The sequence below is a fragment of the Dactylosporangium thailandense genome (assembly GCF_059739745.1).
In genome coordinates this window covers 3,569,392-3,583,977 of record NZ_AP029195.1, presented here as the reverse complement: position 1 = coordinate 3,583,977, position 14,586 = coordinate 3,569,392, and the positions used below count along the sequence as shown (strand labels likewise).

9 protein-coding genes are annotated in these 14,586 nt (G+C 71.9%); 2 read left to right on the top strand and 7 right to left on the bottom strand.

Annotated features, from left to right (window positions below; translation table 11 throughout):
* Positions 1–37 precede the first annotated feature (37 nt).
* Together AC6JBM_RS16100 and AC6JBM_RS16095 are read right to left on the bottom strand one after the other, a co-directional pair.
* On the bottom strand, positions 38–1,567 hold the full coding sequence (locus tag AC6JBM_RS16100; protein WP_497984403.1) for an outer membrane protein assembly factor BamB family protein: 1,530 nt from the start codon (positions 1,565–1,567) through the stop codon (positions 38–40).
* 67 nt (positions 1,568–1,634) lie between these two features.
* Positions 1,635–2,387: a M15 family metallopeptidase gene (locus tag AC6JBM_RS16095; protein ID WP_497984402.1), complete on the bottom strand. Its 753-nt coding sequence runs from the start codon at positions 2,385–2,387 to the stop codon at positions 1,635–1,637.
* Between the two features lie 18 nt (positions 2,388–2,405).
* On the opposite strand from AC6JBM_RS16095, the gene AC6JBM_RS16090 reads away from it, so the two are divergent.
* Positions 2,406–3,323, top strand: a complete 918-nt coding sequence (locus AC6JBM_RS16090; protein ID WP_497984401.1) for a L,D-transpeptidase family protein — start codon at positions 2,406–2,408, stop codon at positions 3,321–3,323.
* A 73-nt stretch (positions 3,324–3,396) separates the two neighbouring features.
* Here the strand turns inward: AC6JBM_RS16090 and AC6JBM_RS16085 are convergent, their stop codons facing one another.
* The 4 genes from AC6JBM_RS16085 to AC6JBM_RS16070 all read right to left on the bottom strand — a co-directional run bounded on the left by AC6JBM_RS16085 (position 3,397) and on the right by AC6JBM_RS16070 (position 13,350).
* Complete coding sequence (locus AC6JBM_RS16085) at positions 3,397–4,440, bottom strand: DUF4037 domain-containing protein (protein WP_497984400.1); 1,044 nt, start codon at positions 4,438–4,440, stop codon at positions 3,397–3,399.
* Between the two features lie 90 nt (positions 4,441–4,530).
* Positions 4,531–10,014 carry an ATP-binding protein gene (locus AC6JBM_RS16080; RefSeq protein ID WP_497984399.1) on the bottom strand — a complete coding sequence of 1,828 codons (5,484 nt, stop codon included), beginning with the start codon at positions 10,012–10,014 and terminating at the stop codon, positions 4,531–4,533.
* 244 nt (positions 10,015–10,258) lie between these two features.
* On the bottom strand, positions 10,259–11,692 hold the full coding sequence (locus AC6JBM_RS16075) for an ATP-binding protein (RefSeq protein WP_497984398.1): 1,434 nt from the start codon (positions 11,690–11,692) through the stop codon (positions 10,259–10,261).
* Positions 11,689–13,350: an NAD(P)/FAD-dependent oxidoreductase gene (locus tag AC6JBM_RS16070; RefSeq protein WP_497984397.1), complete on the bottom strand. Its 1,662-nt coding sequence runs from the start codon at positions 13,348–13,350 to the stop codon at positions 11,689–11,691. The genes AC6JBM_RS16075 and AC6JBM_RS16070 overlap by 4 nt, the downstream gene beginning before the upstream one ends.
* Here AC6JBM_RS16070 and AC6JBM_RS16065 point away from each other — a divergent pair.
* Positions 13,349–13,708, top strand: coding sequence for a ubiquitin carboxyl-terminal hydrolase 14 (locus AC6JBM_RS16065; protein ID WP_497986470.1), 360 nt, complete (start codon positions 13,349–13,351; stop codon positions 13,706–13,708). The genes AC6JBM_RS16070 and AC6JBM_RS16065 overlap by 2 nt on opposite strands.
* On the opposite strand, the gene AC6JBM_RS16060 is transcribed toward AC6JBM_RS16065, so the two are convergent.
* Positions 13,705–14,574: an NAD(+)/NADH kinase gene (locus AC6JBM_RS16060; RefSeq protein ID WP_350618092.1), complete on the bottom strand. Its 870-nt coding sequence runs from the start codon at positions 14,572–14,574 to the stop codon at positions 13,705–13,707. The two genes, AC6JBM_RS16065 and AC6JBM_RS16060, sit on opposite strands and share 4 nt — an antisense overlap.
* Between the last annotated feature and the right edge of the window lie 12 nt (positions 14,575–14,586).

Below are 14,586 nucleotides of genomic sequence, written 5' to 3'. Positions count from 1 at the left end.
AGTCGCGGCCCGTAACAATTGCGCAATACATTGTGCGCTACCCCGCCGCGAGGGCGTGCACCGCTCCCGCCCGGGTGCCGAAATACAGTGAACCCTTCCAGACCGCCGGCGTCGACTCGATACACCCGCCGATCTTGGACTCCCACAGCGGCTTGGGCGCCGCGTGCGTGCCGGACACGTCGTAGGCGTGCATGACGCCGGTGCAGTCGCCGATGAACAGCGTATCGTCCACGACCACGGGCGACTGCCAGGTCTCCCCGCCGGGCAGGTGGATCCGCCACCGCACCGCGCCGGTGGCCCGGTCCAGGCCGAGCACGTCGCCGCCGGCCGTGTCGTAGATCGCGATGTCGCGGTAGAGCGCGGGCGTGCCCCAGATGCCGCCGGGGCGCTTATCGGTGTCCTTGACCGCCCAGACGACCGGGTCGGCGGGCTTGGCCGGGTCGAGCTTGAGCATCTGCCCGATCTCCTTGCTGCGGGCATTGCCCTTCTCGTACTCCGAGCCGACGTAGAGGAACCCGTCGGCGTCCACGACGATCGACGCGTCGGTGTCGTCGCCGGTCCAGAAGCGGAAGGTGCGGGTCGGCTCCCGGCCCGCCTTCAGCCCGGACAGGTCCCAGCCCTGCACGAGGCCGCCGGAGTTGGCGAAGTACACCGTGTCGCGGTACACGGCCACGGAGTTCTCGATGGACACGTTGTTGTCGCCGGCGTCCTTGAGCTCCTGCTCGTCCCAGCCGGGCGTGTGCCACACGAGCTGCGGCGCGACGGTCACCTTGCCGTCGGGGCCGTACCCGCGGTTGAGCTTCACGACGTGGAACTGGCTGTTCTCCCCGCCCTCGAGCAGGTAGTCGTCGATGATGAGCCCGGCGCCGTCCCAGTCGTCGTTCCACAGCGTCGGCTTCACCGCGTCGGCGGCGAGCTTCCACAGCTCGGTCGGCGTGCCGCGGTCGGTGGCGATGACCCGGTAGAAGCCGTCGCGGGAGCCGGAGTAGACCAGCGGGTAGCCGTCGGGGTCGACGGTGACGCTGCCCTTGATGATGTCGCCGGTCTTGAAGTCGGGCAGGATGCGCTCACCGGTGGCCGCGTCGAGGAAGTGGATGCTGCGGTCGTAGGCGCCGAACACCACCCAGGTCCGGCCGTCGCGCTCGAACACGGCGGGCTGGCCGGTCCAGCCAGTGCCGCACCACTCGCGGGTCTCGCCCTTGTCCGACGACATCGCGCACAGGCCGCCGCTCTTGGGGAACTGCCAGCGCTGGGCCGGGGTCGTGCGGGGCACCGGCCCCTGGCCGTAGTAGGTGCGGGTCGGGTTGCCGCGGAAGGTCAGCAGGCCCGGGACCTTGGTGCCCTGCGGCAGGCCGACCAGGGCCGGGTCGGACCAGCCGGTGAACGGCGGCGGGGCGGGCGAGGCGGACGGCGACGGCGGGGCGGACGCGCCCGCGGTGGTCTCGGTGCCGGGCTCGGGGCGCGTCTCGGCCCGGCGCAGCGCCCACGCGGTGGTCGCCACGCCGCCGACGATCAGCACCAGCATGCCGGCGATCAACAGCCGGAACACGCCCATCCGCTGTTCCATGCCGACAGTATGGTGCGGGTGATCAGCGCGCGCCGCAATGTGACGTGAAACGGATTTGCGGCGCGGCTCAGGCCTTCTCGAAGTGCTGGTAGTCGGTGCCGGAGCGCCAGGCGCCGCCCCAGGCGAACCCCTCGGCCCGGAACGCCCGCACGGTCGCGTCCCCGGCCACGATCATGCCCGGCCGCACGTTGCCCCGGTCCAGGAACGCCTTCCCCGCGGGCGGCATGATCTTGCCGTTCGGCAGGTACGGGTTCTCGACGGTGTTGACGTCGATCGCGCGGCCGTAGGCGTGGTTGGACCAGTGGCTGGTGCCGGGCACGTTGCGGCAGTTGAAGCCCGAGGTGTTGTCGGCCGCCATGGACTCGTCGTCGGACCCGCCGTACCGGTCGATGAGGTTCATGCTGCGGATCGGGAACCCGTTGGCCCGCAGTCGCTGGAACACGCGCAGGGCCGCGTCGGCGACGGCCTTGTGCACGACGATCTGCCCCGCCTGCGGGTGCCCGTCGAAGTCCACATAGGACACGTGCACGAGCCGCAGGTCGTCGAGGCCGACGGGGCACCCGGGCCGCCAGGAGACCCCGGTCATCGCCTGGCGCAGCGCGGCCGGAATCGGTTCGACGAAGTCCTCCGGTGCCGCGGATTTCGCGGGTGTACCGCCCGTGCTGGGCGACACCGCGACCGTCGCGCTCGGCGCCGCGGCGGAGGCCGGGGCGGCGTCGGGCGGGGCGGAGCATCCGGCGGCGACGGCCACGAGGCAGGCCGCGGCCAGCCATCGCCCGCCGCGGCGTGTCGCCGGATTTGTCCGGAACCTTGCGCCCATGCGGTAGATACTATGGTCGTGCCGGTTCGCCAGCCCCGACGCCGCGCGCGGGTCATCCTCGCGATGTGCCTGCCGCTGCTGCTGACGGCGGGCTGTGGCACCGCCGCGGGCGAGGTCGCCGCGCCCGCGTCCGGCCTGGCCACCCCGCAGCCCGGCCGCCCCGCGTCCGCCGGTGCGGCCCCCGCCGTCGCGGATTCGGCGGCCCCGCCGCCCGCCGTGTCGCCGCCCGCCGGTGGCCCGGGCACGACGGGCGCCCCGGCACCCACCACGGCCGCGGCGCACCCGACCACCGCCGGTCCCGCCCGCACCCGTGGCCGCGAGGACGACCCGGCCAACGACGCCGCGCGGCTGCGCACCCTGCCCGCGAACACCACCCAGGTCGTCATCGTGCAGTCGCAGAGCCCGTCGGCCACGACGGCGACCCTGCAGGCGTACACGAAGTCCGGCGGCGCCTGGCGCTCCACGTTCGGCCCGGTCCCGGCCCGCCTCGGCGGCAAGGGGTTCAGCGACAGCAAGCGCGAGGGCGACCGCACGACCCCGGCGGGCGTCTTCGCCGTCGACGCCACCATGTACGGCATCGCCGCGAACCCCGGCGTGCGGTACGCCTACCACCAGCTCGTCGCCGACGACTGGTGGAACGAGAACAGCGACTCGCCCGGCTACAACACGTTCAGCCACGGCCCGAACCCGGGCGGGCCGAGCGAGGCGCTGTGGCAGACGAGCCCGCAGTACACGTACTTCGCGGTGATCCGGTACAACATGCCGGCGACCCCGGGGCGCGGCAGCGGCATCTTCCTGCACCAGTCCAACGGCAACAGCACGCTGGGCTGCGTGAGCCTGCCCCAGGGCGACCTGCTGGCGGTGCTGCGCTGGCTCGACCCCGCGGCGAACCCGCGCATCGTGATGGCCCCGACCGCCTGGCTCGGCCGCTACTGACCCGGCACCGGCTCATCCTAGCGTCCTAGGATGCCATAGCGAGCGTGGCTGAAGCCACGCCTGTTCTTGGCCGCTACGCGGCAGGGTCCACCGCTGCCGCCAGGTCTCTGGTCAGCTGCGGCCGCCCGAGGACGTCGGTGCAGTCGACGTACTGGTCGATCGCGCCGATCCGCGGGCCGGCGAGGGCCTCGGCGAACCGGTCGGCGGCGATGACGGGGTACGGGCGGTCGTAGTAGGGGCGGCGGGTCGCCTCGACCTCAGGCGCCAGGGCGAGGCGGTTCTGCCAGGCGCCGGCGAGCTCGTAGGCGTCGCAGAGGGCGTCCTGCCGCGGCCCGGCCTCCCGCGCGTCGACGGCCCGGCTCAGGGCGGCGGCGATGGGGGCGATGCCGTCGAGGGCGTTGAAGGCGGTGCCGAGCCATTTGCTGTACGGCGGGTAGCGGCGGGCCAGCAGCAGGCACAGGCGCATGACGTCACGGGCGAGCCGGCCGGCGACGATCCGGCTGCCGAGGTCGTCGCCCTGCTCGGCGGTGCGCCCGACGAAGGCCTCCTCCTGGGCGATGCGGGTCCACTGGGCGGCGAGAACGCGCTTCCACAGGTGCTCGGGGTACCAGGCGAGGTTGGCGCGCAGGGCGGTGAGCTCGCCGGTGTCGTCGTGGTAGACGGCGCCGGCGGTGGCCTCGGCGAGCAGCTGGGTGGGGGTGGCGAGCCAGCCGGCGTCGGTGAGCGGGTGGCGGGCGTCGGCGCCGAGGTGCCGGCGGGACCAGGTGGCGACGTCGGTGATGTCGACGCGGTGGTGGACGGGGCCGGTGGTGGGGGTCATGACGCGGACGCGTTCGCCGGGCGGTTCGAAGCTGGTGGGCCAGCCGTGGATGTCCTTGGGGAGCCGGGCGCTGAGGGTGGCGGCGAGCTCGGCGGCGTCGACGCGTCCGAGGTCGACGAAGAGCTGCAGTCGCGGGCCCCAGTCGTGGTCGGTGGAGCGCTCGGTGTCGAGGCCGAGGACCTCGGAGCCGGGGCCGATGCGGGCGGCGGCGTGCGGGATGGCGCCGAGGAGTGGGCGGACGCCGTGCTCGTAGAAGGCTCGGCACAGCTGGAGGCCGGGGATGAAGGCGGGCGGCACGAGGGGCCACGGTATGGGGTTCGGCCTGCCCGTTCAACGCAAAAAACGCAGGGCCGCCCCGGTGCCGGGGCGGCCCTGCGTTCGCGTCGGTCAGCGTTTGAGGCCGTGCTCGATGGCCTCGATGATGCGGGGGCGCAGCTCCGCGGCGCTGATGATGGCGTCGACGGAGCCGACCTCGACGGCCCGCTGGATGCTGTGGACGCGGTCGAACTCGGCGGCGACGGCGCCGAGGTGTTCGGCGCGGACGGTGGCCTGGACCTCGGCGAGGCGGGCGTTGAGCGCGGCGCGTTCGGCGCCGGTGGCCGCGGCGACCTGGGCCTGCAGGCCGGTGACGCGGGGGTCGTTGCTGGTGCGGTTGGAGACGTCGCCGGCGAAGACGACGGCGGCGGCGGGGGCGCCGCCGAGGACGGAGGCGAAGGAGCCCTCGAGGGCGAGGACGGTCATGTTGGGGTTGAGGGCCTTGGAGAAGACGACGAAGGCGCCGCCGTGGTAGCGGGAGATGACGCAGAAGACGATCGGGCCGTCGAAGTTGACGATGGCGCGGCCGATTTCGGCGCCGTACTCGAGCTGGAGCTTCCGCATCGACTCGGGTGACCCGTCGAAGCCGGACAGGTTCGCGAGGACGACCAGGGGCCGGTTGCCGGAGGCGGCGTTGATCGCGCGGGCGACCTTCTTCGACGAGCGCGGGAACAGGGTGCCGGCGGTGTAGGTGTCGGGGCCGTCGGTGGGCGGGAAGCCGGTGCGGGGCACGGAGCGGGACTCGATGCCGACGAGGCAGACGGGCCAGCCGCCGAGGCGGGCGTCCTGGACGACGGCGGTGTCGGCGTCGGCCATGCCGGCCCAGCGCTCCAGGGCCGGGTGGTCCTGGTCGGTGACGGCCCGCATGACGGTGCGGATGTCGAAGGCCTTCTTGCGGTCGGGGTTGTGGGCGGCGGAGAAGATCTGCCCGACGGTGGTGAAGTCGCTGCCGGCGACGGCGTGCGGGAACGGGGAGACGTCCCGGTCGGCGGGGTCGGAGGTGGGGGCGCGGCGCGGGCCGGACTCGCCGGGGACGATGTAGGTGTGGTCGTAGTGGGCCATGAGGACGTCGCGGGCGCCGGCGAGGGTCGGGGCCCAGTACTGGGCCTGGCCGTTGGGGCCCATGATGCGGTCGTAGCCGCCGATGCCGTAGTTGTCCTCGGCGGAGACGCCGCCGGAGAAGTCCAGGGCCTGCTTGCCGGTGAGGACCATGGCCGAGTCGGGGGTCATGACGAGGATGCCCTTGGTGTGCATGAGCATGGTCGCCTCGGCGTTCCAGTAGGGCTGGGCGCCGACGTTGATGCCGGTGACGACGATGTTGATCTCGCCGCCGGCCTGGGTGAAGGTGACGATCCGCTTGAGTGCGGCGGCGACCCAGTCCATGTTCTCGGTGCCGGAGGACATGGAGATGCGGGCGCCGGCGGACAGGGCGAACCATTCGAGCGGGACCTGGAGGCGTTCGGCGAGGTCGAGGGCGGCGATGACGCGGCTGCACTCGGGTTCGGAGAGGGCGCCGAGGGCCTTGGTGGGGTCGCCGAGCAGGACGACGCGGGTGACGCCTTCGGGGTGGCGGGGGGTCGGGGTGGTGACGACGCCGGCGATGATGGCGGCGCTGTTGCGGCCCTTGGGGCGCTGGACGGGGACGAGGACGCCGGCGGTGTCGAGGTCGTGCTCGGTGAACGTGCCGCCGGGGCCGGCGAGGAGGCCGGTGAGCTCGTAGGGGTACACGTTGCCGCGGCGGGCGGCGCGGAGGACCTTCTGCCGGTAGTCGTCGAGGGGCTGGAGCGGTTCCGTGGACGGTTTGTCGACGGAGAGGCTGGCGCCGTGGCCGGGGTCGAGGGTGATGCGGACGGCGACCTCGGACAGTTCGCCGGCGGCGTTGCGCTGGCGGGCGAGGAACTGGACCTCTTCGAGTCCGGCTCCGGCAGTGGTGGGCAGGAGCCGCTGGACGAGGGTTTCGATCTCGTCCTGGGTGAGCTCGGTGGCGGGCCAGACGTACATCATGATCCGGTTGGTGTCGAACCGCTTGTTCTGGGGCCGCTGGGCCTGGATGTTGCGGATCGCGTCGAGGCAGCCGGTGGTGATGTCCTCCAGCGCGGGGAGGGCGACGAGGCGGCCGTCGGCTTCGCGCAGGGGGGTGAGGTCGCGGACCTGGCCCATGGCGATGAGGCGCTCGTCGGCGGGGTTGGTCTTGGCGACGGCTTTGAACAGGTAGATCTCCTCGTCGGCGGAGGGCAGCCGGGTGAGGTCGAACTCGCGGAGCCGGTAGAGCTGGAGGCGGTTGGCGATCTGGGGGTGCAGGCCGCGGATGAGGCGGTCTTCGGCGAAGGTGCCGCCGTCGGGGCGGAACGTGAAGTGGTGGTGCATGACGGCGCCGGTGGTGCCGGCGACGGTGATGGTGATGCGCCGTACGCCGTGTGGCTGGGGATGCTGGGTGAGCAGTCCGGCGAGGTTGTCGCCGATGGTGGTGGCGTCGGGCTGGTCCTCCCAGGCGACGTAGAGGTCGGCGACGAGGCCGGGGCCGTCGCCGGCGAGGGCGGCGACGGTGTCGAGGGCGGCGGGGAGGGTGCCGATGTCGACGGCGGTGGTGACGACGCGGGTGTGGTTGTCGGTGCGGCCGGTGTGCTCGGCGGTGACGAACCGGCCGCCGGTGGTGTCGAGGCTGGTGACGTTGGACAGGCCGCGGTTGCCGTAGTAGCGGCGGGTGAGGACCTCGAGGAGGGGGGCGTGGTCGCGGCCGGGGCGGCCGATGCGCTGGCCGATGAGCCGGACGAGGGGTTCGGCGGAGGCGACCATGCTCTGGATGCGTTCGGCGCGGTCGGGCGCGTCGGGGTTGCGGTCGAGGTAGCGCAGGTCGGAGCGGACGTTGACGTAGACCTCGGCGCGGTTGCGGCGCAGGAGGGGCTGGGCGAACCAGCGGAAGACGATGCCGCGGGCGAGGTCGGAGACGGCCGGGAAGCGGACCTGGGTGGCCTCGATGAGGTGTTCGAGGGTGAGGCCGGCGCGCTCGGCGAGGGCTTCGGCGGGCTGGGGGCCGGCGAGCCACTGGCGGAGCAGTTCGGAGACGACGGCGACGTCGGTGGCGGTGCGCTGCTGGGCGAGGAAGATGCGGAAGACGGCGGCCTCGAGCTCGGCGGTGCGGTCGAGGGTGTCGACGCCGTAGTGGGCGAGGACCTTGGTGAGGCGGGCCTGGAACGCGGCGGGGACGCCGGCGCGGTCGACGTCGAGGCTGCCGAGGTAGCGGTGGAAGTACTCGCGGGGGGAGTGCACGGCGCTGTTGGGTTCGCCGCCGAGTTCGCCGCCGGGGGTGTTGCGGGTGAGTTCGGCGAGGTCGGCGAAGACGGCGATGAGCTCGACCTCGCCGGGCAGGGGCCGGTCGCCGGCTTCGGCGCGGGCGGTGAGGTAGTGGGTGAGGGTGCGGCCGCGGTCGTGGGGGTCGGTGTCGAAGCCGAGCAGGAGGGCGCGGAGGTCCTGCAGGCCGCGTTCGACGCGCTCGGCGGCGGTGGTGGCGGTGTCCTCGGGGGGCAGGTCGATGTCGACGGCTTCGGCGGGGCTGTCGGTGGCCGTGTCGTCGGCGTCGTCGGCGAGGGGTTCGAGGCGCATGAGGGGGGCGCCGGTCTCGACCTGGCTGCCGACGGTGACGGGCAGTTCGCGGACGCGGGCGCGGAAGGGGGCGCGCAGGGCGGTCTCCATCTTCATGCTCTCGAGCACGAGGATGGGGGCGCCGGCCTCGACCTCGTCGCCGACGGCGAGGGGGGTGGCGACGACGAGGGCGGGTGCGGGTGAGCGCACGACGCCGCCTTCGTCGCGGCTGATGCGGTGGGTGACGCCGTCGACCTCGACGAGGTGGATGGGGCCGTGGGTGGCGGAGACGAGGCGGAAGCGGCGGCCGTTGACGGTGATCTGGCCGCGGTGGGCGTCGAAGCGTTCGATTTCGACGTCGGCGGGGTGGGGGTCGCCGCCGGCGGCGATGCCGACGCGGTAGCGGGTGGGGCCGACGCGGGCGACGGCGACGCGGTAGCCGACGCCGCGGAGTTTGAGGTCGAGGGGGCGGCCGGATTCGTGCTGGACCTGGGGGCGGCCGCCGTGGGCGGTGGTGAGGAGCCGGCCGCGGGAGATCTTCTCCTCGTCCTGGTAGGCCTCGATGGCGGCGGCGGCGAGGGCGATGGCGGAGTGGCGGTGGTTGACGAGGCGGCCTTCGGCGCGGACGCGGTCGATCCAGCCGGTGTCGGCGGTGGCGTCGATGACTTCGGGCTGGTTGAGCAGGTCGATGACGAAGCTCTTGTTGGTGGCGCCGCCGTCGATGATGACGGTGGTTTCGGCCATGGCGCGGCGGAGTCGGCCGAGGGCTTCGTCGCGGTCCCGGCCGTAGGCGATGATCTTGGCGATCATGGAGTCGAAGTCCGACGGGATGCTGTCGCCCTCGCCGACGCCGCTGTCGACGCGGATGCCGGGGCCGGCGGGCAGGACGAGGCGGGAGATGCGGCCGGGGGCGGGGGCGAAGTCGCGGTCGGGGTCCTCGGCGTTGAGGCGGGCCTCGACGGCGTGGCCGAGCTCGGCGGGGCGCTCGCCGTCGAGTTTGCCGCCGGAGGCGACGTGGATCTGCAGTTTGACGAGGTCGGTGCCGGTGGTGATCTCGGTGATCGGGTGTTCGACCTGCAGGCGGGTGTTGACCTCGAGGAACGCGAAGATCTTGTCGACGGGGTGGTAGAGGAACTCGACGGTGCCGGCACCGCGGTAGCCGACGGCGAGGGCGAGGCGTTCGGCGGCGCCCTTGAGCTCGGCGGTCTGCTCGGGGCCGAGGACCGGCGACGCGGACTCCTCGATGATCTTCTGGTTGCGGCGCTGGACGGAGCAGTCCCGCACGCCGAGGGCCCAGGCGGTGCCCTGGCCGTCGGCGATGACCTGGACTTCGACGTGGCGGGCGCCGGTGACGAGGCGTTCGAGGAAGACGACGCCGGAGCCGAACGCGCGCAGGGCCTCGGCGCTGGTGCGCTCGTAGGCGTCGGCGAGCTCGTCGCCGCTTTCGACCTTGCGGATGCCGCGGCCGCCACCGCCGGCGGTGGCCTTGAGCATGAGGGGGTAGCCGATCTGCTCGCCGGCGCGCAGGGCGTCGTCGAGGGTGGCGACCTCGCCGCGGCTCCAGGGGGCGACGGGGACGCCGACCTCTTCGGCGATGAGCTTGGCGCCGATCTTGTCGCCGAGTTTGCGCATGGCGTCGGCGCTGGGGCCGATGAAGGTGACGCCGATGCGGTCGCAGAGCTCGGCGAAGGCGGGGTCTTCGGCGACGAAGCCCCAGCCGACCCAGGCGGCGTCGGCTTCGGTGTCGCGCAGGGCGCGTTCGAGCAGGGCGTGGTTGAGGTAGGGGCGGGCGGCGGCGGGGCCGAGGGGGTAGGCGAGGTCGGCCTCGCGGACGAAGGTCGCGGTGCGGTCGACGTCGGTGTAGAGGGCGACCGTCTCGATCCGTGTGCCCGTTTCCGCGGACAGGTCACGCACGGCGTGGATGAGCCGCATGGCGGCCTCTCCGCGGTTGACGATGGCGATACGACTGAACACCGGTTGAGCCTCCTGATTTCCCCGCTATGTCCCGCGACGATCTACACCCTGCTTGATTACTGCCGAGTACACCAATGCGGCTGTCTCGCATCCTAGGCCTCTGTCGTTGTGGGGTTCCTACAACGTTTATTGCCGGGTAGGCCTGGATTGGTTCCTAGCATCCTAGGACGCCTTAGGCAGCGTGCCTGACGGCACGCAAGAACCTAGAAGGATCGGCGCTTCGCGCCGACCTGCATGCAGAAGATCAGGCGGTCTCGCGCAGGGGGAGCACGACGGTGAAGTGGGTGTCGCCCGCCTCGGAGGTGACCCGGATGTCGCCGTGGTGCTTCTTGACGACGATGCGGTAGGAGATGTCGAGGCCGAGGCCGGTGCCCTCGCCGACGGGCTTGGTGGTGAAGAACGGCTCGAAGATGCGGGGGCGGACCTCGGGCGGGATGCCGGTGCCGGTGTCGGCGATGTCGACGTTGAGGCAGTCCCCGGTCGGGTCGAGGCTCGTGGTGATGGTCAGCGTCCCGGAGCCGTCCATCGCGGAGACGCCGTTGTCGATCAGGTTCGTCCAGACCTGGTTGAGCTCGGCGGCGTACGCGGGGATGTGCGGCAGGGTCCGGTCGTAGTTCGTCACGACGCGGATGCCGCTCGGGATCTTGGCGTTGAGCATGATGAGGGTGGCGTCGAGCAGGTCGTGGACGTCGACGACCTGGAAGGGGCCGCGGTCGAGCTGGGAGTACTGCTTGGCGGCGGAGACGAGGCCGGAGATGCGGCCGACGGCGTCGTCGATCTCGCCCATGAGCAGTTCGGTCTCGATGGTGTAGGCGAGCCAGCGCACGGCGGGTTCGAGGTCGATGTCGCCGATGCAGGAGGCGACGTCGTCGAGCCAGGGCAGGTCGACGCCGCCGGCGACGAGGGTGGGGGCGAGGTCCCAGGCGCCGGGGACGTGGTGGTCGTCGAGCCAGTCGCCGATGGCGTCCTCGGCGTCGGAGATTTCCAGGGCGGAGCGTTTGGGGGTGTTCTGGGCCTTCTTGACGGCGGTTTCCTGGAGTTCGACGAGGCCGTGGAGGCGTTCGCCGTCGAGGCGGCCGTCGGCGATCATGGCGAGTTTGTGGCGCATGCCGGCGACTTTGTCGCGCAGGACGGCGGTGGCGCGTACGGCGGCGGCGGCGGGGTTGTTGAGCTCGTGGGTGAGGCCGGCGGACAGGGAGCCGAGGGCGAGGAGGCGTTCGCGTTCGGCGACGGCGTTGTTGCTGTTGCGCATGCCGAAGAAGAGGCCTTCGAGCAGGTGCATGGCCATGGGGAACCAGTGGCGGATGACGGGGCCGAACTCGGCGGCGGGCAGTTCGTAGACCTCGGCGTCGGTGATGGCGTGCATGGTGTTGTTGTAGAGCTGGGGGACCTGGTCGCCGAGGTAGGCCTGGGTGGCGCCGCCGTAGACGCCGATGTGGTCGGTGCGGGAGAGCTCGACGTCGTCGCCGCGGATGTTGCGGCTGAGGGAGACGGTGCCGGAGAGCAGGACGACGAAGCAGGTGGCGGGTTCGCCTTCGCGGTAGATGGCGGCGCCGGTGGGGTGGGTGACGGCCCAGCCGCGGGTGGCGAGCCAGTCGAGCTGGTCGTCGTCGAGGGCTTCGAAGAGGAAGAGGGTGCGCAGTTCGTCGGCGGTGAGGCGGCGGCCGTTGGCGGTCATTGGGACTCCAGGAGGTACCGGTGGACGAGCGAGACGGCCATGGCGCCTTCGCCGACGGCGGAGGCGACGCGTTTGACGGAGTCGGCGCGGACGTCCCCGGCGGCGAAGACGCCGGGGATGCTGGATTCGAGGTGGTAGGGGTCGCGGGGCAGGAGCCAGCCGGGTGGGGGTTCGTCGCCGGTGAGGAGGTCGGGTCCGGTGAGGACGAAGCCGCGGTGGTCGCGCTGGATGGTGCCGTCGAGCCAGTCGGTGCGGGGTTCGGCGCCGATGAAGATGAAGAGCCAGGAGGCGTCGACGGTGCGGCCGGGGCCGCCGTCGACGGGGCGGAGTTCGAGGCGTTCGAGGTGTTCGTCGCCGTGGGCGGCGGCGATTTCGGTGCAGGGGTGGACCTGGATGTGGTCGACGGCGTTGATCTGGTCGATGAGGTATTGGGACATGGAGGCGTTGAGGTTGGCGGCGCGGATGACGAGGTGGACGCGGCTGGCGTAGCGGGAGAAGAACATGGCGGCCTGGCCGGCGCTGTTGGCGCCGCCGACGATGTAGACGTCTTGGTCGGTGCAGGAGGGGGCTTCGGTGGCGGCGCTGCCGTAGTAGACGCCGCGGCCGTGGAGGTCGGCGAGGCCGGGGGCGGTGAGGCGGCGGTAGGAGACGCCGGTGGCGAGGATGACGGCGTGGGAGGCGATGGTGGTGCCGTCTTCGAAGTGCAGGATGCGGGTGTTGCCGTGGGTTTCGAGGCGGGTGACGCGGCAGGCGGTGAGGAGTTCGGCGCCGAATTTGACGGCTTGGCGGCGGGCGCGGTCGGTGAGTTGGGCGCCGGAGACGCCGTCGGGGAAGCCGAGGTAGTTTTCGATGCGGCTGGATTGGCCGGCTTGGCCGCCGGTGGCGCGTTCTTCGAGCAGGACGGTGCGGAGGCCTTCGCTGGCGCCGTAGACGGCGGCGCCGAGGCCGGCGGGGCCGCCGCCGACGACGATGAGGTCGTAGAAGTCGCCGGCGGGGGTGGTGGTGAGGCCGACGTGGGTGGCGAGTTCGGCTTCGGTGGGGTTGACGAGGGTTTTGCCTTCGGTGGTGATGACGAGGGGGACGTCGTCGGGGGTGAGGCCGGCGGCGGTGAGGAGGCGTTGGCCTTCGGTGTCGTCGGTGGTGTACCACCGGTAGCTGATCATGTTGCGGGCGAGGAAGTCGCGGACTTTGAAGCTGGGGGCGCTCCACCGGTGGCCGATGATCTTGACGTCGGCGCTGGGGCGGTCGGGGGCGGCTTTCCAGGCGTCGAGCATGGCGTCGATGACGGGGTAGAGCTTCTCCTCTGGCGGGTGCCAGGGTTTGAGGAGGTAGTGGTCGAGGTCGACGATGTTGATGGCCTGGATGGCGGCGTCGGTGTCGGCGTAGGCGGTGAGCAGGACGCGGCGGGCGCGGGGGAAGAGGTCCATGGCGGCCTCGAGGAACTGCAGGCCGTTCATTTCGGGCATGCGGTAGTCGGCCAGCAGGACGGCGACCTGTTCGCCGCGGAGCTTGAGTTCTTTGAGGGTGTCGAGCGCTTCGCGGCCGCTGTCGGCGCGCACGATGCGGTAGTCCTCGCCGTATTGGCGGCGCAGGTCGCGGGCGACGGCGCGGGAGACGGCGGGGTCGTCGTCGACGGTCAAGATCGCTGGCTTGGCCATGCGGTCAATCCAACCACGCGTTGGGCGTCGCGACGAATGTGGTGCGGGCTACGGTGGTGCGATGCAGAGTGGTTGCGCGCATGTGGAGATGGTGGCGTCGCCGCCGGTGGAGCCGTCGGCGGACGGGTGTGAGGACTGCCTGGCGGTGGGCGGGCGTTGGGTGCATCTGCGGTTGTGCCTGACGTGCGGGCATGTGGGGTGTTGTGATTCGTCGCCGGCGAAGCATGCGACGGCGCATTTCCGGTCGTCGGGGCATCCGCTGGTGCAGTCGTTCGAGCCTGGCGAGGAGTGGGTGTGGTGTTATGCCGATGAGGCGATCGTCGGGGTGGCGGGGTTGCCGTCCCGGTCGCATTCCTAGGGGAGTTCGACCTCGAGGCTGCCGTTGACCTGGAGTTTGCGGCGGGCGCGTTCGTAGAAGGTGGTGTAGCCGAGGCGCACCACCTTCGCGGCGGCGGGGGCGGCGGAGACGGTGAGGGTGTCGCCGGGGTTGAGTTCGCCGAGGAGTTCGCCGTCGACTTCGACGGCGAGGCGGCCGCTGGAGGGCAGCAGTTCGAGGTCGAGGTCTTCGTTGGGGGACAGGACGAGGGCGCGGTTGAACGCGGAGTGGGCGGCGGCGGGGACGACGAGGATGCCTTCGACGGTCGGGGAGACGATGGGGCCGCCGGCGGAGAAGCTGTAGGCGGTGGAGCCGGTGGATGTGGCGACGATGAGGGCGTCGGCGGCGTAGCGGACGAACGGGTAGCCCTGCATGGAGATGGCGACGGCGGCGAGGCCGTGTCCGGGGGTGCGGACGAGGGCGATGTCGTTGAAGGCGGTGACGTCGGTGCCGTCGGGCAGGGTGGTCCGCACGGCCATGCGGGGTTCGACGGTGAACTTGTGGGCGTCGATGGCGGAGAGGGCTTCGGGGAGTTCTTCGACGGAGACTTCGGCGAGGAAGCCGAGGCGGCCGAGGTTGACGCCGAGGACGGGGGTGGGTTTGCCGGACAGCAGGCGCATGCTGCGCAGCATGGTGCCGTCGCCGCCGAGGCTGACGACGAGGGAGGCGCGGCCGACGAGTTCGTCGGGGGTGACGGACACGGCGGAGCAGTCGATGCGGCCGACTTCGTCGGGCAGGCCGAGGACGGTGGTGTCGCGGCTGCGGGCCCAGTCGATGACGGCGTCGATGGCCGGTTTGGAGTCGCGGCGTGGATGCAGGACGAGTCCGACGGTGTGCACCATCCCCATTGCTGCCACTGT